This is a genomic window from Streptomyces albidochromogenes (assembly GCF_005981925.1).
GTDB lineage: Bacteria > Actinomycetota > Actinomycetes > Streptomycetales > Streptomycetaceae > Streptomyces > Streptomyces albidochromogenes.
Genome location: NZ_VBVX01000029.1, coordinates 16,926 through 36,638 on the forward strand (window position 1 = coordinate 16,926; position 19,713 = coordinate 36,638).

The 19,713-nt window shown below is 72.2% G+C and carries 20 protein-coding genes; 12 read left to right on the top strand and 8 right to left on the bottom strand.

Annotated features, from left to right (window positions below):
- Window positions 1-40 precede the first annotated feature (40 nt).
- A complete protein-coding gene (locus E2E34_RS06375) occupies window positions 41-1,141 on the bottom strand; it encodes a bifunctional succinyldiaminopimelate transaminase/glutamate-prephenate aminotransferase (protein ID WP_138900935.1) in 1,101 nt (366 codons plus the stop codon).
- Window positions 1,142-1,239: 98 nt separating this feature from the next.
- Window positions 1,240-1,560: a ferredoxin gene (gene fdxA, locus E2E34_RS06380; protein ID WP_018089397.1), complete on the bottom strand. Its 321-nt coding sequence runs from the start codon at window positions 1,558-1,560 to the stop codon at window positions 1,240-1,242.
- A 141-nt stretch (window positions 1,561-1,701) separates the two neighbouring features.
- On the opposite strand from fdxA, the gene E2E34_RS06385 reads away from it, so the two are divergent.
- From E2E34_RS06385 to E2E34_RS06420, 8 genes are all read left to right on the top strand, one after another.
- Entirely contained in the window at window positions 1,702-2,697 is a 996-nt protein-coding gene (locus tag E2E34_RS06385; RefSeq protein ID WP_138900936.1) for a GNAT family N-acetyltransferase, read from the top strand.
- A 17-nt stretch (window positions 2,698-2,714) separates the two neighbouring features.
- Window positions 2,715-3,548, top strand: a complete 834-nt coding sequence (locus E2E34_RS06390) for a transglutaminase family protein (protein ID WP_138900937.1) — start codon at window positions 2,715-2,717, stop codon at window positions 3,546-3,548.
- A gap of 143 nt (window positions 3,549-3,691) precedes the next feature.
- Window positions 3,692-4,360, top strand: coding sequence for a MerR family transcriptional regulator (locus tag E2E34_RS06395; protein ID WP_138900938.1), 669 nt, complete (start codon window positions 3,692-3,694; stop codon window positions 4,358-4,360).
- Between the two features lie 350 nt (window positions 4,361-4,710).
- Window positions 4,711-5,706: a sensor histidine kinase gene (locus E2E34_RS06400; protein ID WP_138900939.1), complete on the top strand. Its 996-nt coding sequence runs from the start codon at window positions 4,711-4,713 to the stop codon at window positions 5,704-5,706.
- Entirely contained in the window at window positions 5,669-6,337 is a 669-nt protein-coding gene (locus E2E34_RS06405; protein WP_138900940.1) for a response regulator, read from the top strand. The genes E2E34_RS06400 and E2E34_RS06405 overlap by 38 nt, the downstream gene beginning before the upstream one ends.
- A gap of 124 nt (window positions 6,338-6,461) precedes the next feature.
- On the top strand, window positions 6,462-7,409 hold the full coding sequence (locus tag E2E34_RS06410; protein ID WP_208765164.1) for a UbiA family prenyltransferase: 948 nt from the start codon (window positions 6,462-6,464) through the stop codon (window positions 7,407-7,409).
- Between the two features lie 67 nt (window positions 7,410-7,476).
- Complete coding sequence (locus E2E34_RS06415) at window positions 7,477-8,262, top strand: AfsR/SARP family transcriptional regulator (protein WP_138900942.1); 786 nt, start codon at window positions 7,477-7,479, stop codon at window positions 8,260-8,262.
- Complete coding sequence (locus E2E34_RS06420; protein WP_138900943.1) at window positions 8,259-8,954, top strand: 4'-phosphopantetheinyl transferase family protein; 696 nt, start codon at window positions 8,259-8,261, stop codon at window positions 8,952-8,954. Before E2E34_RS06415 ends, E2E34_RS06420 begins: the two co-directional genes overlap by 4 nt.
- 75 nt (window positions 8,955-9,029) lie before the next feature.
- Here E2E34_RS06420 and E2E34_RS06425 read toward each other — a convergent pair whose 3' ends face one another.
- From E2E34_RS06425 to E2E34_RS06445, 5 genes are all read right to left on the bottom strand, one after another.
- Entirely contained in the window at window positions 9,030-10,217 is a 1,188-nt protein-coding gene (locus E2E34_RS06425; RefSeq protein ID WP_167518226.1) for a lactonase family protein, read from the bottom strand.
- Window positions 10,214-11,125, bottom strand: a complete 912-nt coding sequence (locus E2E34_RS06430; protein WP_138900945.1) for a hypothetical protein — start codon at window positions 11,123-11,125, stop codon at window positions 10,214-10,216. The genes E2E34_RS06425 and E2E34_RS06430 overlap by 4 nt, the downstream gene beginning before the upstream one ends.
- On the bottom strand, window positions 11,122-13,332 hold the full coding sequence (locus E2E34_RS06435) for an MMPL family transporter (protein WP_138900946.1): 2,211 nt from the start codon (window positions 13,330-13,332) through the stop codon (window positions 11,122-11,124). Before E2E34_RS06435 ends, E2E34_RS06430 begins: the two co-directional genes overlap by 4 nt.
- A 51-nt stretch (window positions 13,333-13,383) precedes the next feature.
- Window positions 13,384-14,838, bottom strand: a complete 1,455-nt coding sequence (locus E2E34_RS06440; RefSeq protein WP_244315534.1) for an MFS transporter — start codon at window positions 14,836-14,838, stop codon at window positions 13,384-13,386.
- Between the two features lie 101 nt (window positions 14,839-14,939).
- Window positions 14,940-15,581, bottom strand: a complete 642-nt coding sequence (locus E2E34_RS06445) for a DedA family protein (protein ID WP_138900948.1) — start codon at window positions 15,579-15,581, stop codon at window positions 14,940-14,942.
- Window positions 15,582-15,842: 261 nt separating this feature from the next.
- Between E2E34_RS06445 and E2E34_RS06450 the strand changes: the two genes are divergently transcribed.
- Window positions 15,843-16,472: a class I SAM-dependent methyltransferase gene (locus E2E34_RS06450; RefSeq protein WP_167518227.1), complete on the top strand. Its 630-nt coding sequence runs from the start codon at window positions 15,843-15,845 to the stop codon at window positions 16,470-16,472.
- 53 nt (window positions 16,473-16,525) lie between these two features.
- On the opposite strand, the gene E2E34_RS06455 is transcribed toward E2E34_RS06450, so the two are convergent.
- Window positions 16,526-17,167, bottom strand: a complete 642-nt coding sequence (locus E2E34_RS06455; RefSeq protein WP_138897050.1) for a MerR family transcriptional regulator — start codon at window positions 17,165-17,167, stop codon at window positions 16,526-16,528.
- A 144-nt stretch (window positions 17,168-17,311) separates the two neighbouring features.
- On the opposite strand from E2E34_RS06455, the gene E2E34_RS06460 reads away from it, so the two are divergent.
- The 3 genes from E2E34_RS06460 to fabG are packed head-to-tail and all read left to right on the top strand — an operon-like array spanning window position 17,312 to window position 19,712.
- Window positions 17,312-18,304 (top strand): AfsA-related hotdog domain-containing protein, encoded by a 993-nt coding sequence (locus E2E34_RS06460; protein ID WP_138900949.1) that lies wholly within the window; start codon window positions 17,312-17,314, stop codon window positions 18,302-18,304.
- Entirely contained in the window at window positions 18,301-19,002 is a 702-nt protein-coding gene (locus tag E2E34_RS06465) for an HAD family hydrolase (protein WP_244315535.1), read from the top strand. The genes E2E34_RS06460 and E2E34_RS06465 overlap by 4 nt, the downstream gene beginning before the upstream one ends.
- A gap of 5 nt (window positions 19,003-19,007) precedes the next feature.
- A complete protein-coding gene (gene fabG / locus E2E34_RS06470) occupies window positions 19,008-19,712 on the top strand; it encodes a 3-oxoacyl-ACP reductase FabG (RefSeq protein ID WP_138900950.1) in 705 nt (234 codons plus the stop codon).
- The last annotated feature ends 1 nt before the right edge of the window (window position 19,713 follow it).

Consider the following 19,713-nt stretch of genomic DNA (forward strand, 5'->3'; position numbering starts at 1 on the left):
TTCGCACTCCCCGGGGCCCCTCTTCACGTACCGGAAGGTGTCAGCCGCCCAGGCGCTTGACCGCCGCCGCGACGCGCTCGTCGGTGGCCGTGAACGCCACCCGCACGAAACGGTCTCCGGCGGGCCCGTAGAAGTCGCCCGGAGCCGCCAGGATGCCCAGCTCCGCCAGGTGGGCCACGGTCTGCCAGCACGGCTCGTCGCGCGTCGCCCACAGGTACAGGCTCGCCTCGCTGTGCTCGATGCGGAAGCCGTGCGCCTCCAGCGCGCCGCGCAGCGCCGCCCGGCGGGCCGCGTACCGCTCCCGCTGCTCCGCCACGTGCGCGTCGTCGCCGAGCGCCGCGACCGTCGCCGCCTGGACGGGCGCCGGCGTCATCATGCCGCCGTGCTTGCGGATCTGGAGCAGGTCGCCGAGGACACCCGCGTCGCCCGCCAGGAACGCCGCGCGGTAGCCGGCCAGGTTGGACCGCTTCGAGAGCGAGTGGACGGCGACCAAGCCCTCGTACGTACCGCCGCAGACGTCCGGGTGCAGTACGGAGACCGGCTCGGCCTCCCAGCCCAGCTCCAGGTAGCACTCGTCGCTGAAGACCAGCACCCCGTGCTCGCGCGCCCAGGCGACGATCCGGATCAGCTCGTCCTTGGCCAGCACGCGGCCGGTCGGGTTGGAGGGCGAGTTGAGCCAGAGCAGCTTCACGCGCGCCGGGTCGAGGTCCGCGACCGGATCGTCGTAGACGACCGGCTCGGCGCGTGCCAGCCGCGCGCCCACCTCGTACGTCGGGTAGGCGAGCCGGGGGTAGGCCACCTGGTCGCCGGGGCCCAGGCCCAGCTGCGTCGGCAGCCAGGCCACCAGCTCCTTCGAGCCGACGACCGGCAGGACGTTGGTGTGCGCCACGCCGCGCGCCCCGAGACGCCGCTCGACCCAACCCGTGAGCGCGTCACGCAGCGCGACCGTGCCCCACACCGTCGGATAGCCCGGGGAGTCCGCCGCCTCGACGAGGGCCCGCTGGACGAGCTCGGGAACCGGGTCGACGGGCGTGCCGACGGACAGGTCCACGATGCCGTCCGGGTGGGCGGCCGCCGTCGCCTTGTACGGCTCCAGCTTGTCCCAGGGGAAGGTGGGCAGGCGGTCAGTGACTGCGGACACGGGGGATCGCTTTCTCATCTGTGTCTGGCTCTGGAAACGCCTCGGTCCCGTACGGCGGCAGGCCGTACGGGACCGGGGCGGCGCACTTGCCTCGCCGCTTACTGGTTCTGCGGCGGGAGCGCTGCGATGAAGGGGTGGTCGCGCTCGATCAGGCCGAGCTTGGAAGCACCACCGGGCGAGCCGAGCTCGTCGAAGAACTCGACGTTCGCCTTGTAGTAGTCCTTCCACTCCTCCGGGGTGTCGTCCTCGTAGAAGATGGCCTCGACCGGGCAGACCGGCTCACAGGCACCACAGTCGACGCATTCGTCCGGGTGGATGTACAAGGACCTGGAGCCCTCGTAGATGCAGTCGACCGGGCACTCCTCGATGCACGCCTTGTCCTTGACGTCGACACAAGGCTGCGCGATGACGTAGGTCACGCTGTCGTTCCTCCTCGATAGGGCGCGGCGGGCCGATCTGCGGCTCCGTCCACGTGGCGCGCGGGAGCGCGGCGTCGTCGATGCCCGCCTCTAGTATCTCCGTTCCCGGGCACGATCCGAACAGGAGGGGCGGACACAGCTGTGGAATTCACTACCGGCGGACGACTCGAGGTCCGTATTTCGGCTGATGACGTGGGCAAACGTGTATCAGTCAGGCGGGTCGGCGAGAGCGGGGCGCCGGGGGCGAAGTTCACCGACACGGTTGGCGTTCTCACATCCTGGGACAGCGGCGTGCTGTCGATCACACGCCGGGACGGCGAGTCGGTCCGGATCGCGGAATCCACGCTGGTCGCGGGCAAGGTCGTGCCCTCCGCGCCGGCTCGGCGGCGCGGTCCCGCGGCGACCTTCGAGGAGCTGGCGCGGGTCTGCGCGCGCGCCTGGCAGCCGGTCGAGAGCGAGCCGCTCGGCCAGTGGCTGCTGCGGGCCGCGGGCGGTTTCACCCGGCGTGCCAACTCCGCGCTGCCGCTCGGAGATCCCGGGCTGCCGGTCGGCGTGGCGCTGGAGCGCGTACGCCGGTGGTACGCGGCCCGGGGCCTTCCCCCGTACGTCCAGGTCTCCACCGGCGCCGAGGGCACGCAGGAGCGTCTCGCCGCCGAGCTGGAGCGCCTCGGGTGGTCTCTGGAGGTCACCGCGCAGGTACGGGTCGCCGCGCTCGCCCCGATCGGGGACCTGGACGCGGACGTGTCGCGGGTCCGGCTCGGCCGGGCGTGCGACGCGGGCTGGCTCGCGCGCTACCAGCGGTTCGAGGAGCCGGGGCCGCACGTGGTGCGGGTGCTGGAGAGCGGGCCCTCGGTGTGGTTCGCGTCCGTCCCGGGCGAGGGGGAGACGCCGGCGGCGATCGGGCGGTGCGTCGTGGACGGGCGGTGGGCCGGGTTCATGGCGGTCGAGGTCGACCCGGCGTGCCGGCGCCAGGGGCTCGCGAGCGCGGTGATGACGGCGCTGGCGCGGCGGGCGCTGGAGGAGGGCGCGTCGGCCGCCTGGCTCCAGGTCGAGGCCGGCAATGAGGGCGCGCGGGCGCTGTACGACGGCATGGGGTTCGCCACCCACCACAGCTACCACCACTTCCGACCGGCGTAGGGCGGTACGAGACGCGTATGCGACGACCCACCGGAGCCGAACGCCGTCAGCGGTTCGCCGAGGAGGCCCGGTCCGAGCGCCCGGACCTCGCGCTGCTGTGCCTGCTGGTGGGCGCGGAGGCGGACGCCTCGCTGGACGAGGCGGGGATGGACGCGGCCGAGATCGAGCTCGACCGGCTGGCGGGCCTGCTGCCGTACCGCCCGGGCGGGGCCCGGGAGTGGGCGTCGGCCCTGGCCGACGTCCTGGGGACGCGCTGCGGCTTCGGCGGGACTCCGGGCGACTACCAGCGGCTGGAGTCCTCGCTGCTGCACGAGGTGCTGCGGCGGCGGCGCGGGCTGCCGATCCTGCTGTCGGTGGTGTGGATCGAGGTGGCGCGGCGGGCTGGGGCCCCGGTGTACGGGGTCGCCCTGCCGGGGCACTTCGTCGTCGGCTTCGGCTCCCGGGACGAGCAGGTGCTGGCCGACCCGTTCGACGGGGGCCGGCTGCTGACGGGGGCGGACGCGGAACTGCTGGTGGCGGGGGCCACCGGGGAGCCGCTCGACCCCGCGATGCTGGTCCCGGCGGACCCGCTGGAGATCGTGCTGCGGATCCTGAACAACATCCGGGCGTGGGCGTCGGCCCGCCCGGAGCGTACGGACGTCCAGCTGTGGGCGGTGGAGCTGTCCCTGCTGCTGCCGTCGCACGCGGCGCGCCTGCGGTACGAGCGGGCCCAACTGCTGGTGCAGCGCGGGGACTTCCTGGGCGGCGCGGCGGAACTGGAGGCGTACGCGGACGTCGTGGAGGCGGTGGACCCCGTGGCGGCGGAGACCGTCCGGCGCAGGGCGAAGGCGGCACGGTCCCGGCTGAACTGAGCACCGCCCCTGTGTCCATGGGGTGAGCGGCACTGTGCCTTTCGAGGCAGTGGGAGCCGCGGTGGTGCGCGAGGGCTTGTAGGCGGGTCCGCGGCCTGCATAGGGTCCCGGCAACCCCGACCAGATCCAGAAGGTGGTGAGGTGTGCCGCTTTCAGAGCTGAGCCGCCAGACAGGCGTCCCCGTCCGGGCGCTCCAGATGTACGTCCACATGGAGCTGTTCCGTGCCGAGCCCGCGTACGACGAACGGCACGTCCGCCGGATCGCGCTGATCAAGACCCTGCTGGACGTCGGTGGCGTCCCGTACTCCGTGGTCCGGGACATCCTGCGCCGCATCGACGCCTCGCCGCACTCGTTGCACGACATCCTGGAGACCGTGCAGTACGCCCTGCCCGTGCGCGGTACGGCCTCCGAGGAGGGCGAGTGGACCCGGGCCCGGGAACGCGCGGAGCGGTTCGCCGAGGCGCGCAACTGGCGGGTGAACGCCGAGAATCCGGCGTGGCACACGCTCACCCAGGTGCTGGTCGCGTGTGAATGGCTGGAACAGGACGACCTCGTGCGGCTGCTCGACACCTACGCCGACGCGCTGGAACGCGTCGGCGAGGCGGAGGTGGCGCTGCAACGACGGCAGCCGGACCCCGACAGCGCCGCGGCCAGCATGGTGACCTGCGCCGTACTGGGGGATGTCGCGCTGTCCGCGCTGCACAGGCTCGTACATGAACATTATTCATCTCTTGCCGAACAGGAGGAGAGCACGCCAATTGACAAGAAGTCAGCGCACTCGAAGGCGCGGCGAAGCCGTCCGGACAATTAACCAGAAAGCCCTTTCCGCCAAGGCCTGCCCGGGGTCCAGAAGCGTTGCTTTCAGGCCGAGTTGACATCTCGCGGAGAACTTATTCAACTTGACAACCACTGACGCAAGAGGCATGATCCAACTGATCTTCGAAGCCCTTTCCCCTTGACGAAGAAGTCGAGTTGCGCAAAGTGCGACTTCGGAAATCAGCCCGGGGGGGGGTTAGCGTGAGCAGCGTGTCGTGCCAGGACGCATTGGATGATCGGGCCGGGTCTCAAGGGTCGAGACTCGCGGCGGAGTTACTGGCGCTCGAACCCGAACTTCTCGATGCCTACCGGCAGCTTCTGATCGAACAGAAGAATCCCCTGGGGATGAACGCGGAAGCTTGGCTCACCTGCCGTGAGCAGGGCCGGCACATCCTGGCGGAATGCGTCCACACACTGCGCCACGGGACGTCCGCCCCCCTCAACCCCCTGCTGACCAGCAAGACCCGCAAGCTGGGCGGGGCCCGGATCTCCCAGGGAATCCCGCCGGTGTACTCGGTGCGCGCGGGATCGCTGTTCTTCAAGCTCACGCTGGACTTCCTGGGGCGCGTCTTCGAGGGCAGCCCCGGCTCCGAGCACTACCTGATGAAGATCCTTCCCACCCTCCAGGCCGCCATCACCCGACGGCTGGAGGAAGGCTCCACCGGCCAGGAACTGTTCCTGCTCGACGTCGTACGCGACGCCGCCCAGCAGGGCCGGCACGGCATGGCACGCGAGATCCACGACCGGATCGGCAGCTCGGCCAGCCTGGCGCTGCGGCAGCTGGAGCTCTTCGAGCTCACCCAGAACTCCTCGTCGCCGACGGACGTGCGGCTCAGCAGCCTCAAGCAGGCCATCCTGGAGACGCTCTACACGACCCGGGACATCGTCACCGAGCTCCGCACCCGCAGCGACGCCACCCGCTCCCTCCAGGTCGCGCTGTGCGCCTTCGTGACGGCCATGGCGGTCGAGGTGCCCGCCGTGGAGGTCCGGGTGGGCGACCCGGAGGACCGGCTGCCGTCCGCGCTCTGCGACGACCTGTTCCTCATGCTGCGCGAGTGCCTGCGCAACTCCCTGGCCCACGCCTCGGCCACCCGCGTCACGATCGACGTACAGGTCGACGCCCGCCACGTGCGGGCGACCGTGCGGGACGACGGCGTGGGCTTCTCGCCCGCGACCCAGCAGGGCAACGGACTCTCCTCCCTGTACGAGCGGGCACATCTGCTCGGCGGAGAGGTCTCCATCACCAGCACCCCGGGGGGCGGTACAGCCGTCGTGCTCTCGGTCCCCGTCACTGAGGAGGATCATGCAGACGACGGGCCACGACACCCGGCCGGCGACTGAACCCATCCGCATCATCGCCGTGGACGACCACTCGCTCCTGCGCAGCGCCCTGTGCGAACTGATCAACACCGAACCGGACCTCCACGTGGTGGCGGACGTGGACACTTCGAAGGGGCTCGGCGACCTGATCGAGCGGACGCGCGCCCAGGTGATCCTGCTCGACGTCGAAATGCCGGACCACGACGCCCCGGCCGTCGTGAGCGAACTGACGGAACGTTTCCCCGAACTGCACGTGCTGATGCTGACCATGTACCACGAGCCCCAGCTGGTGCAGGAACTGATCGCCCGGGGAGCGCGCGGATATCTGCACAAGAGCGTGCCCCGTGAGTCACTTCTCCTGGCGATCCGCAACGCGGCCGCACAGGCGCCCAACATCACCATTGCCGTACCACGGAGCGGAATTTCGGAATCCGTGTTCAGCGAGTCGAAACAGACGCTCTCACCCCGGGAGCGGGAAGTCCTCGTCCACGCGGCGGCGGCTCTGAGCAACCGTCAGATCTCCAGCAAGTTGCGTATAACCGAGGGAACTGTCAAGCGTCACCTTCGGAACATCTTCGAGAAACTCGGCGCCGTCTCCCGTATCGACGCCGTGAACAAAGCGGTCGACGCCCAGCTGATCAGAAGACCCTGAGGCACCGGCCGGGGCAGGAAAGGGGTGCCGCCGTGAATACCCCTTAGGGGGTATGCCCCCTGACCCCATGGTTGTCTGTGCCGCCGTCGGCACACGACATAGCGTGAATGACATGCCGATAGCGATGCCCGCGAAGTCTCGCACTCCTATTACCCCCCGCGAAGCGACCTATCCGCGTACGACGGAATCCACGCGTGCCCGCGGCGCGCGCTTTCTGCTGCTCTGCGCGCAGGAGACCCGGCCCGCCGTACTGCTCATTTTCCTGGCCCGGTTCCTGGTGGCGGGAACGGCCGGCCTGACGTCGGTCACGGCGGCCCCCTCCACCCTGATCCTCGGCTCCCTGGTGTGGATCGCCTCGGTCGCCTTCTCCTACCTCTACAACGGGGTGACGGACGTCCGGGAGGACCGCGCCAACGGCTCGCGCCGCCCGATCGCCCACGGAGACCTGTCCGTCGTCCACGCCCGGCGCACCGCGTGGGCGCTGGCCGCCTTCGCCCTGACCGGAGCGGCCGCCCTCGGCCCCGTCATGTTCGTGGTCACCCTCGGCATGATCGCGCTGGGGTACGCGTACTCCTCGCCCCGCCTGTCCCTCAAGAGCCGTACTCCGGACACCATCGCGGTCGTCGTCACCGCCGGCGGCCTCACCTACTTCGCCGGATGGCTCGCGGGAGGCGCGCCGCTCACGGCCGGCCTGGTCGTCCTCGCCGTCGCCATGACGCTCTGGATGGGCCTGGTCGGCGCCGTGGCCAAGGACTTCTCCGACACCCGGGGCGATGCCAGACACGGCCGGCGCAACTGGACCGTGCTGTGGGGCGGCCGCGTCACGGCGTTCATCGTCTCGGTCGGCGCGGTCGCCATCGGCGTCGCCCTGCCGGCGTCCGCCGTCGCGTTCGGGCTGCCGGACCTGCTGGCCCCCGCCGGCGTGGTGCTGGCCGGTGCGGTGGCCCTGGCCGCCGCCGCGCTCTCCGCCCGCCCCGGCGACTCCCGCTCCCGCAGGCGTCTGCCGTACCGAATCTTCATGATCACGCAGCATGTGACGCATCTCGTCACACTCGCTCAGCCCGCTGTCTGACCCGCCCCGGCGGGGCGTGGACCGGACCGGAGCCGACGGGGAACACAACGCAGAACGGGGACGCACGATGAGCGACATCAGAGGTTTCACAGCCGGTTTCCGGATACTGGGGCCCTTGGAGGGCCACTACGGCCCGGCGGTGCACCGGCCGCGCGGGCCCAAGGTGCGCAACCTGCTCGCCCTGCTCGCGGTGCGCGCGCACGACATCGTCGAAGTGGACACGCTCGTCGAGGAGTTGTGGGACGGCTCACCGCCGTCCACCGCCGTCAGCACCGTACGGACACACGTCTACCACCTGCGCCAGGAACTGGAGCGCGCCCTGGGCGCCGAGGCGATGCGCGGGGTGATCAGCACCGAGGCCACCGGCTACTCCCTGCGGCCGGCGCCCGGTCAGCTCGACTTCGACGTCTTCACGCGGCTGTACGGGCAGGGGCGCGCCGAGATGCGGGCGGGCAACCGGGAGAGCGCCCTCCAGCGGTTCGACGCGGCGCTCGGCCTGTGGCGCGGGCGCACGCTCGCCGACGTGGCGCAGGGGCGGGTGCTCGCCGGGCACGCGGCCAGGATCGAGGAACTGCGGGTGCGTGCGCAGGAGTCGCGCATCGAAGCGGCGATGGGGCTCGGCCGGCACCGGGAGCTGGTGCCGGAGCTGCGGCGGCTGGTCGCGACGCATCCGCTCAACGAGTGGATGCACGCCCGGCTGATCGACGCCCTGCACCGCTCGGGCCGCCGGGGCGACGCGCTGCGCGCCTTCCACGACGTACGGACGGTCCTGGCGCGGGAGCTGGGGCTGGAGCCCTCCGAGGACCTGCGCCAGTTGCAGCACCACATCCTGGCGGGCGGTTCAGCGGCGTGAGCGCGGTCGGCATCCACATCTGGACGGTGCGCAGCCGGCCGGGGGCGACGCCGCCGCAGGAGGCGTACGCCGTTCTCGACGCGGCGGAGCGCGAACGGATGGCGCGGCTGCGGCGCGAGCGGGACCAGGTGCGGTACCGCACCGTCCACCACGCGTACCGCGTGATCCTCGGGCAGCGGCTCGGGGTCGCCCCGCGGGAGGTGGCCTTCCGGCGGCACTGCGCGCGCTGCGGCGACGACGGGCACGGCAAGCCGGTCCCGTACGCGCCGGACGGCACGATGCTCTCGGCGAGCCTGTCGCACTCCGCGGACTACGCGCTGATCGCGGTCTGCGACGACCCCGGGGTGCCGGTGGGCGTGGACATCGAGCGCATCAGGCCGCACATGGACTGGTCCGCGGTCCCGTGCGTGTCGGGCGGGCGCGGCACCCATGGCTTCGAGCAGTGGACGCGCGCCGAGGCCCTGGTCAAGGCGGCCGGTACGGGACTCAGCCGCACTCCCCCTCGCTACACGGGCCAGGCCTTCGGCTCGTGGCGCGCGGCGGTGGTCCCGGGCTCGGGGCACGACTGGTTCGTACGGAGCGTACGCAGCCCCGCCGGGTACGCGGCGTCGGTGGCCGGCGCCAGCCCGGACGCCCGCGTGCGCGTGGCGGACTGGCGGTGGCCGGCCCGGTGCGCGGCGACGAGCGGGTGACGGCGGCAGGTACGGACACGACAGCGGCCCCGGGCTCGGACCCGGGGCCGCTGTCGTGTTCCCTGCCGCGCCGCCTCACCCCAGCAGGACGCAGGAAGGGCTGGCCACCCGCAGCGGCGGGCCGATCGGGCGCAGCCGCCCGTCGGACGGATCGAGGCGGAACGCGGTGACCGACCCGCCCGCCTGGTTGGCGGCGTAGACGAAGCGGTCCGAGCGGTCCAGGGCGATGTCGCGCGGCCAGCGGGTGCCGGGGGCCTTGGCCGTGACGGGCTGCGATTCGAGCAGGGTCAGGGTGCGGCCGCCGTCGCCGACGCGGAAGGTCTCGACGGTGTCCAGGCCCCGGTCGGTGGTGACGAGCAGCCCGCCGTCGCGGGTCAGGTGCAGCGCGGAGGGCGCGTTGCGCGGGTCGAGACCGGGCGGGGCGACGGAGGCGTGCGAGACCGGGCGCAGCCTTCCGTCGTCGGGGTCGTACGTCAGGACGGTGACCGAGTGGCCCAGTTCGTTGGTGACGTACGCGAGCCGCCCCGAGGGGTGGAAGACCAGGTGGCGGGGGCCGGTGCGGCGGCCGATCCGGGTCCGGTGGGCGAGCGTCAGCCGGCCGGTGCGGGCGTCGAAGTCGTAGACGTGGATGTGGTCGTCGCCCTTGTCGGGTACGAGCACCCGGCGGCCGGCCGGGTCGAAGGCGATCATGTGCGGATGGGGCCCGCGCTGTTCGACGGGGTGGGGGCCGGAGCCCCGGTGGGCCACCACCTCGACGGCCTCGCCGAGCGCGCCGGCGGCGTCCAGCGGAAGGACCGCGAGGTGCCCGGAGTCGTAGTTGGCGGTGAGCAGGAAGCGCCCGGCCGGGTGGACGGCGAGGTGGACCGGGGCCGCGCCGTGGCTGGACCGGGGCCGGCCGAGCGGAACGAGCCGTTCACCGTCGATCCGGTAGGCGTGGAGGGCGCCGGTGGCGCCGCCGGGGAGCTGGCTGACGGCGTACAGGACGCGGCGGTCCGGGGAGAGGGTGAGGAAGGAGGGGTTCTCGATCCCCTCGCGCCAGCCGGTGAGTTCGAGCCGGCCGTCCCGGCGCACGGCCGCGATCCCGATGCCGGGCAGACCGGGCAGGCCGTACTCGCCGAGGGTGAACCCGCCGATGTACGCCCGCCGCGCGCGCGGGCGCGGGCCGCCCCCGGTGGTGGCGCTCCCGCCGGTCCAGCCGGCGGCGGCCAGGGCGCCGGCCGCCCCGAGGGAGAGGACGCGGCGACGGTCGTACGACAGGTTCATACGGATGCTCCGAAGACGAGGCCCGGGGAGAACAGGACGGCGAGTGCGCCGGCGGCCGTCGCGAGCAGCACCTGCCATCCGCCGCGCAGCCGCCGGACCCGGCCGGCGCGCCGGGCCAGGGCCAGTACCGCGACGCCCGCGGCCCAGGCGGGCAGGGCGAGGCGCAGCGACAGCTCGCCGGTGAACAGCAGTCGCGCGCGGGGGCTGACGCACTCGGTGGCCGTGCACAGGGCGCTGTGGACGGGGGAGGCCGCGGCCAGCCCCACCGTCAGGGCCAGCACGGGCAGGACCGCGCCGACGAGGGTGAACCACACGTACGGAGCCAGTCCCGTGCGGCGTCGGGGCCGGCGGCCGGTGACGGCGAGCGCGGCGAGCGCCGGGACCCAGCCGAGGGCGACCCCGAAGAGGCCGGCGTGCGCGGCCTCGGCGAGCGCGTCCCAGGCGGTCTGCGGACCGAGGGGTTCCAGTACGAGCACCAGGAGGCCGGTGGCCGCGGCGAGGCCGGCGGCCGTGTGGGCCCAGGTGCGGGCGAAGGAGGGGGCCCCGGCCCGCGCGATCAGGACGCCGGCGATCGTGACCAGCAGTACGGGCGGCCCCGTGGTCACCCCCCACGGCATCGGGAACCACGAGGAGCCGGCCCCGAACGGGCTGGACCAGGCCCCCCAGTCCCCGAACAGCGCGGCCATCACGGCGGTGACGCCGGCCGCGACGACTCCGGCCGCCCCGGAGTCGTGCGCGCCTGTGGCCTCGGGCCCGCCTCCGGCCCCGGTACGGGCGGCCACCGGGCCGGCGTCACGGGGACCGGGGCGCGTACCCGCCGCCCGCTCCCCCGCCGGGTCCGGCCCGACGGGGGCCTCGGTGGTGGCCGCGGGCCCGTTCGCCCGGGGGCCGGAGCGGGCCGTCGTCATCGCAGGGCACCCGCCTCGGTGTCGGCGGGCACGGCGCTCTGCCGGGGCAGGGGGGCCGGGTCCGACTCCCGGATGCCGTACCTGGACCACCAGCGGGCCAGCGGCGCGGGGGCCCACCAGGCCCACTTGCCCATCAGGGCCATCGTGGCCGGCACCAGCAGCGCCCGGACGATCGTGGCGTCGACGATCACCGCGATCACCAGGCCCACGCCGATCATCTTCATGAAGAGGATCGACGAGGTCATGAAGCCGCCGACCACCACGACCAGCAGCAGCGCGGCACTCGTGATGATCTTCGCGGTGCGCTGGACGCCGAGGGCGACCGACTCGACCGGGTCGCCGCTGAACTCCCACTCCTCACGGACCCGGGAGAGCAGGAACACCTCGTAGTCCATGGCCAGGCCGAAGGCGATCGCCACGACGAGCACGGGGAAGTTGGCGTCCACCGCGCCGATCGCCTCGAACCCGAGGAGCCCGGACAGGTGCCCGTCCTGGAAGATCCACTTGATCGCGCCGAACGCGGCCAGGAGCGACAGCAGGTTCAGTACGACGGACTTGAGCGGCAGCAGCAGGGAGCCGAAGGCCAGGAAGAGCACCAGGAACGAGACGACGGCCACGAACAGGGCCATCCAGGGCAGCCGTTCGCCGATCATGGCGACGATGTCGACGCGGGAGGCCGGCATACCGGTGACCTGCGTCGTGGTGGCGCCGGCCGGCGGTGCGACCGCCCGGACGTCGTGCACCATGTCGTTCGACCGCTCCGACATGGGGTCGGGCGTGTACCGCAGGGTCACCCGGGCGTCGTTGCCCTCGATCGCGGTGGTCCTCGCCTCCGACACGCCGTCGACGGCGGCCAGTTCCTTCGCGTAGGCGTCGATGCCGGAGCGCCGCGGCTCGGCGGGGGCGTCGAAGCGTACGACGGCGGTCATGATCTGGGCCGGGTTGACGTCGAAGTCCTGGCTCAGCCGCTTGCTGACGATCTTCGCGTCGGCGTTGGAGGGAAGCACCCACTCGCCCGGCCGGGCCCAGTTGACGCCGAGCAGCGGGGCGCCGAGGCCCACCAGGACGGCGACGATCGCGAGCGTCGACAGCAGCGGCTTGCGCATCACGGCGTGGGCGGTGCGGTACCAGCGGCCGTTCGTCTCGGCCACGGGAGCCCGGCGGCGGCCGCCGGGCAGCGGGATGCGCCACTTGTCGATGCGGTGGCCGGTGTAGCGCAGCAGGGCGGGCAGGAGGGTCAGCGAGCCGACGACCGCGAAGGCGACCACGGCCACGGCCGCGTACCCCATGGAGCTGAGGAAGCGGGAGGGGAACAGCGTCAGGCCGGCGAAGGAGATGGCGACGGCTAGGCCGGAGAAGGCGACGGTGCGCCCGGCGGTGGCGGTGGCGCGGTGGACGGCGGTGTCGACGTCGGCGCCCGCGTGCAGTTCCTCGCGGTAGCGGTTGACCAGGAAGAGCGCGTAGTCGATCGCCAGGCCGAGGCCGAGGATGGTGATGACGTTGATGACGGTGCTGGAGATCTCGGTGAACATCGTCAGGACGCGCAGGACGACGAAGGAGCCGAGGGCGACGAAGGTCCCGACGGCGAGCGGCAGCAGCGCCGCGACCGCGCTGCGGAAGATGAGGACCAGCAGGACCAGCAGGATCGGTACGGAGAGCATCTCGGCCCGGGCGATGTCGGAGCCGGTGAGCGTGTTGACCTGCTCGGTCATGGCCGCGACCCCGCCGTAGCGGACCGTCAGTCCCGGAACCTCGAAGGACTCCTTGAGTTTGCCGAGCGCCTCGACCTGCTCCTGGTCCACGTCGGAGGTGAACTGCACGGTGGCGTACATCGCGTGCCGGTCCGTGGAGACGTAGGCCGCCTTGTCCTGCGAGCCGGGTTCCCAGAACGAGCTCAGCCGCTCGACGTCCTCGCGCGGCACGGCGGCGAGCGCCTTGCTCACCCCGTCGGAGAACGCGGGGTCGTCGACGGTGCGGTCCTTGTCCTCGTACAGGACGATCAGGTCGTTCGACTCACGTCCGAGGGGTCCGTCGAGCACCTTGTCGGCGGCGACGGATTCACTGGCCGGATCGTCGAATCCGGCGCCTCCGGTGAAGGACCCGAACACCCCGGTGCCCCAGACGCCGGCGAACAGCGTGAAGGCCACGGCCGCGACGACCACCCATTTCCGGCGCCGTGCGGTGAATTTCCCGATGGCGGCAAACATTTTTCCTCCGTTGATACGAGACGCTGGCGCCCGGGGGCACAACTCATTCGGTCATTCGGCGGCCGCGAACTCGGTGCTCCGAGAACGCGGTCGCGGCTGCGGCTCTCCCGCCGCGGACTGACGCCGGGGGCGGCGGATCAGCAGCGCGGCGACCGCGCCCAGCGCGACGACGCCGGCGCCGAGCCACAGGGCGGACTGCAGTCCGGCGGTGAACTCCGCCGCCGCGGCCTGCCTGCCGCCCACGGCGCGCCCGGCGGAGTGGGTGAACACCGTGGTGAGTACGGCGATGCCCAGGGCCCCGCCGAACTCCCGGACGGTGTTGTTCACGCCGGACGCCGTGTTGTGCTCGCTCTCGTCCACGGAGGCGATCACCGTGGCGGGGTTGGCGGCGAACACCAGGCCCATGCCGACGCCGGCCAGCGCCATGGGGGCCACCATCGCCGCGTACGACAGTCCGGGGCCCAGGATCAGCGCGAACCAGGCGAGGGCCGCGGCCTGCATAGCGCAGCCCGCCGCCTGGAGGACGCCGCCGCCGATCCGGTCCACCAGCAGGCTCGCCGCCGGGACCACGGCCATGGGGGCGGCGGTCCAGGGCAGGGTGCGCAGCCCGGCCTCGAAGGGCGAGTAGCCCATGGGCCCCTGCATGAACTGCGCGAGGAAGAAGATGGAGCCGAAGACGCCGAAGTACATGGTCAGGGACACGACGTTGCTGAGCAGGAAGGCCGGGAGCCGGTACATGCGCAGCGGCACCAGCGGGCGGCTCGTGCGGCGTTCCCAGACGACGAAGGCGGCCAGCAGCACGGCGGCGGCCCCCAGTCCCAGCACCGCGCCCCGGTGGCTCCAGCCGTACTCCGCCGCCTGTACGACGCCCCAGACGGCGGCGACCACGGCTGCGGCGACGAGCGTCATGCCGGTGACGTCGAGGTGGCGCCGCGCGCCCTTGCTCTCCTTGATCGCCCAGAGCGTCAGCGGCACGGCTGCCACACCGACCGGCACGTTGATCCAGAAGATCCACGTCCAGTCCAGTCCCTGGGTCACGAGGCCGCCGGCCAGCGGGCCGAACGCGATGCCGAGGCCGTTGACTCCGCCCCAGACGCCGACCGCCAGGTTGCGCCGCTTCTCGGTGACGGCGGCGACCGCCAGGGTCAACGAGACCGGCAGGATCATCGCGGCGCCGGCGCCCTGCGCGACGCGTGCGGCGACCAGCTCGCCGATGGAGCCGGCGAGCGCGCAGGCGGCGGAGGCGACCGTGAACAGCGCGATGCCCCAGGCGAACACCTTGCGGCGGCCGATGCGGTCGCCGAGCGCGGCGCCGGCCAGCAACAGGCCCGCGAACGGCAGGACATAGCCGTTCACGACCCACTGGAGCTCGGGCTGCGTCGTACGGAAGTCGCGGGCGATGTCGGCGAGCGCGTTGGTGACCACGAGATTGTCGAGCGACACCATGAACATCGGAACCGATGTGGCCAGCAGTGCCCACGGCACCGCTGCTTTCTTCTGCGACACATCAGCCTCCGGATTCTTTGTCGGCACGGCAATTCGGCAGAGCGACAACGCGAGCATTTCAAGGGCGGGGAAAGAGAGACATTCGCGTTAGGAGGAACAGGTCATGCCTCTTTCGAGGCACTCGCCTCCGTGACGACGGGCACCGCGGTACGTCGCTGGGCGCACCAGGCGACACCGCCCACCGCCAGCGAGAGCCCGAGCCCGATGGCGACCGACACCACCGGGTCGTCGCTCAGCGCGCCGCCGAAGTAGCCGACGCCGACCGAGTACGCGGCCCACACCGCCTCGGCCAGGGCCGCGCCGATGGCGAACTTGCGGGCGGGGTAGCCGGCGGCGCCCGCCGCCAGGCCGCCGAGCAGCCGCCCGCTGGGCAGGAAGCGCACGCCGACCACGAAGGGGATGCCGCCGCGCTGGATGCGCCCCGAGGCCCAGTCGAAGAGTTCGCCCTGGCGTTTGCGGGCGGACACCCGGCGGCGCACCGTCTCCCCCGCCGACCAGCCGAACCGGTGGATCAGCAGGTCCCCGAGCAGGGCGCTGCCGGCCACCGACAGCAGGACGAGGGTCAGCGACATCTCGCCCCGGGCGGCGAGCATGCCGCCGGTGATGAGCAGCGCCGCGTTGGGCAGCAGCGGCGGGAGGGTCGTGATCGCGAGGATCGCGTAGGCCCAGCACGCCGCTCCCGCCAGTCGGTTCGTCAGGCCGGAAGTGATGTCGACCCATGAGACGAGCGTTGCGAAGTCCATGGTCAGCCCCTCGTGCCGCCGCGTGCGGAGGCCCTCAAGTCGGGTGGCGCAATGCTCCTTTGGAGGCATCCGCCGGATCGTTGGTGAGCCATGACCGCTGGTCACAGCCCCACTAGCGTCGGTGTCACGGCGCGGAGGCCACGACCTCCCGGCTACTCCCCACACCATAACCCACACTATCGATAGTTGCACTATCATCTCTGGTTGTCAGCGGTACCTCGGTGCCGCACCAGGGGCGCGGCCCATGACGCAGGAGAGGCCATGACGGACGTGACGCTGTTCTTCCGGGAGTTCGCCCGGACCCGCCGGGACACGGGAGCCATCGCCCCCAGCAGCCCGCAGCTCGCGAGAGCGCTGACCCGCCACGTGGTGTCCTCCCCCGACCGGCCGCGCGCGGTGCTGGAGGTGGGGCCGGGGACGGGCGCCGTCACCCGGCACATCACCGCCGCGCTCGGCCGGCTGGACACCCTCGACCTCGTCGAGGCGAATCCCCGGTTCGCCGCCATGCTGGCCCGCGCCTACGGCCACGAGCGGCGGCTGCGGCTGCTGACCGGCCTCGTGCAGGAGCACGAACTCGGCTCGTACGACACGATCGTGTGCGGCCTGCCGTTCGCGAACTTCGACGCCGGGACCGCGCAGGACATCTTCGACCGGCTCCTCGGGGCGCTGCGCCCCGGCGGCACGCTGTCGTTCTTCGCGTACGCCGGAGTCCCGCACTTACGCCGGGCGTTCACCACCGGCGCGACGCGCGAACGCACGCTCGCGGTCCAGGCCGTCGTGGGCCGGACGCTGCGCAGTCACTCCTTCGCCACGGAGACGGTGCTGGGCAACCTGCCGCCGGCCCGGGTGCACCACCTGGCGCCGCTGGCCCGCACGGCGTACATCGGCTGAACCCGCCGGTTCCGGAGCGGGCGGGCCGGGCGGAGCGCGGCGCGGCCGGCCGGCTAGGCGGAGTGCGGCCGGCGCTGGATCCGGTGCGAGGCGTCCTCCTGGGCGATCCGGCGCAGGGCCGCCATCGCGGTGTCCCCCAGGACCGTACCGAGCACCGCGCTCTCCACCTTGCCGTCGACGCTCGGCACCTTCGCCAGGGCGGCCAGCTCGGCGGTGGCCAGGCCGCCCGCCGCCTCGGCGTACCCGTCGAGCAGGTCGAGCAGGTCGCCGCGCTCCAGGTCCCGGTACGTCATGACGATCTGGACCAGCGCCCGCCATCCCGGATTCTCCGGCTTGGCCGACCAGCCGTGGCGCCGCACCAGTTCGGACACCTCGCGCTCCGCCTTCTGCCGCTCCTCGTCGGTGCCGCGGACCGTCGCGATCCTGGTGACCGCCGACTGGGCGGCGCCGAGCATGCCGTGGACCGAACGGGCCGGGGAGTCGACCTCGGCGAGCACGTCGCGGGCGGCCACGATGGACAGCCCGCCGACCTCCAGCATGGCGCGGATGAGCTTCAGCCTGCGTACGTGCGCGTCCGCGTACTGCACCTGGTTCGGGCTGGTGCGCTCACCTGCCGGCAGCAGGCCCTCCCGCAGGTAGTACTTGATGGTCGGAACCGGAACTCCGGTACGCCGCGCCAGCTCTCCAATACGCATCCCCCGAGCATAACCGGCCGCTACAACCCTCCCGGCCCTCCTGCCAATTCCCTTCTTTTATCGCGCTTGAATTCGCGCTCGACCGGGGCTTCATCCGTCGCTGCGAGGGTCTTCGTACCGGTACCCGATTCCAAAGGAACAGGTATGACAACACAAACGGCCCCGGAGATTCCTTCGGCAACCGTCGAGCTCAGTTACGGCCGCACCGTCGACCGCTCGCTGGTGCACCGGGCCGCGGTGTCCGAGGTCTTCGTCACGGACATCCTTCCGCTGGCCCTCAAGAAGGTGCGCGCGGCGGTGCAGCTGCCGCTGATCCACGGCTACTACAGCGACCACCTCCAGCGGCCCGCCCTGTACGACGCCCTGCTGCTGCTGGAATCGGGACGGCAGGCGGCGATCGCCGGATCGCACACGCACATCGGGCTGTCCGAGGGCACGATGATGATCGTCGACTCCTTCCGGCTGTCCCTGTCCGGTCTCGAGGAGCTGCTGGTCGGCGCCGAACCCGGGCGGCTGCGCATCGACACCGACTACATCGGCAAGCCCACCCGGCGCGGGCGCTACCGCAAGGGCAAGGTGGCCCAGCGCTTCTGGATCGGGGACACCGAGGTGGGCGAGCACGAGATGGACGTGCTCTTCATCAACCAGCACGAGAACGAGGTGCTCCGGCACAGCCAGCGCGGCACGCCGGCCCCCCTCACCTCCGACTTCCCCGACCACGGCCCCGCCGCCGGCGACGGCGCGCGCGTGGAGCCCGCCCGGGTCGGCCGCGGCAACCCGCTCAACGTCGTGCTGTCCCACGCCGAGACGTCACCGTCGGGCGTGGCCGCCGAAGTCACCCCGAGGTTCGCCAACCGGGCGCTGTTCGACCACGTCTACGACCACCTGCCGGCCATGACCCTGGTGGAGGCGGCCCGGCAGCTGGCCCTCCTGACCGTGGACGACCCGCTGGCGACGTACGCCGTCGGCTTCGAGGCCCGCTTCTCGCGCTTCGCCGAACTGGACGAGCCGGTACGGGCCGCCGCGCCCCGGCTTCAGCCGGCCGGCGGCCGCGGCGAGGTGCCGGTCCGCTTCCACCAGGGCGACGCCGAGATCGCCCGGGTCACCGTGACCCTTGCCTCCGGGAGTGACCTGTGAGCCCCGAACGCCTCGCCGTCTGGACCGACTTCGGCGGCGTACTGACCCCGCCCATCTCCCACACCATGGGGACCTTCTGCGCCGGGCAGGGCATCGAGCCCGCGGCGCTGCAGCAGGCGCTGGCCAAGGTGACGGCCCGCTACGGCACCGCCGACATCATGGAGCCGATCGACACCCCGCTGGTCAGCGAGGAGGAATGGCTCGGCCAGGTCAGCGAGGTGCTCGCTGCCGACCACGGCGTGCGCGGCCTGCGGCTGACGACGCTCGCCGACGCCTGGTTCGACGGCCGCGAGACGAACCTCGCGTGGGTCTCGGCGCTGCGCCTGGCCCGCGCCCGCGGCGCCTTCGTCGGGATGCTCTCCAACATGGTGCCGACCTGGGACGCGCACTGGCGCCGGATGGTCGACCCGGACGAGCTCTTCGACGACGTGCTTCTGTCCTTCGAGGCAGGCCACCGCAAGCCCTCGCCCGCCATGTTCGCGCTCGCCGCCGAGCGGGCGGGAGTGCCGGCCGGGCGGTGCGTGCTCGTCGACGACCTCGCGCACAACTGCGCGGGAGCCGAGGCGGCCGGCTGGACCGCCATCCACTTCACCGGGACCGCCGAAGCCGTCGAGCGCCTGGACGCCCTGCTGACCGCCGCCGGCGGCTCGCCCGCTCCGGAAGCCGTACCTGCCACCCAAGCCGCAGAAGGGAACTGAATTCCGTGAGCCGTTCCGTGTTCATCACCGGCGGGAACCGGGGCATCGGCCTCGCCACCGCCCGGGTGTTCGCCGCCCAGGGCGACAAGGTCACCGTCACCTACCGCTCGGGCGAACCGCCCGAGGGGCTGTTCGCAGTGCGCTGCGACGTGACGGACCCCGCTGCCGTGCGCCGCGCCGCCGACGAGGCCAGAAGCCAGTTCGGCCCCATCCAGGTGCTGGTCTCCAACGCCGGGATCACCCGTGACCAGCTGCTGGTCGGCATGGAGGACGACGACTTCCGCAGCGTGATCGAGACCAACCTGATGTCCGGCGTCACGGTGGCCAAGGAGGTCGTACCGGACATGCTCAAGGCCCGCTGGGGCCGCGTCGTGTTCATGACCTCGATGAGCGCGCTGGCCGGCGCGCCGGGCCAGACCAACTACGCCGCCTCCAAGGCGGGTCTGATCGGTTTCGGCCGCTCGCTCGCCCGTGAGGTGGGCAAGCGGAACGTCACGGTCAACATGGTCTCCCCGGGCCTGATCGAGACCGACATGGTCAAGGACGTCACCGACGCGCGCCGGGAGCACGTCCTCGGCCAGACCTCCCTGTTCCGGGCCGGCCGGCCCGACGAGGTCGCCCACGTGGTGCGCTTCCTCGCCAGCGAGGAGGCGTCGTACGTCACGGCGGGGATCATCCCGGTCACCGGCGGCCTCGGCGTCGGCCACTGAC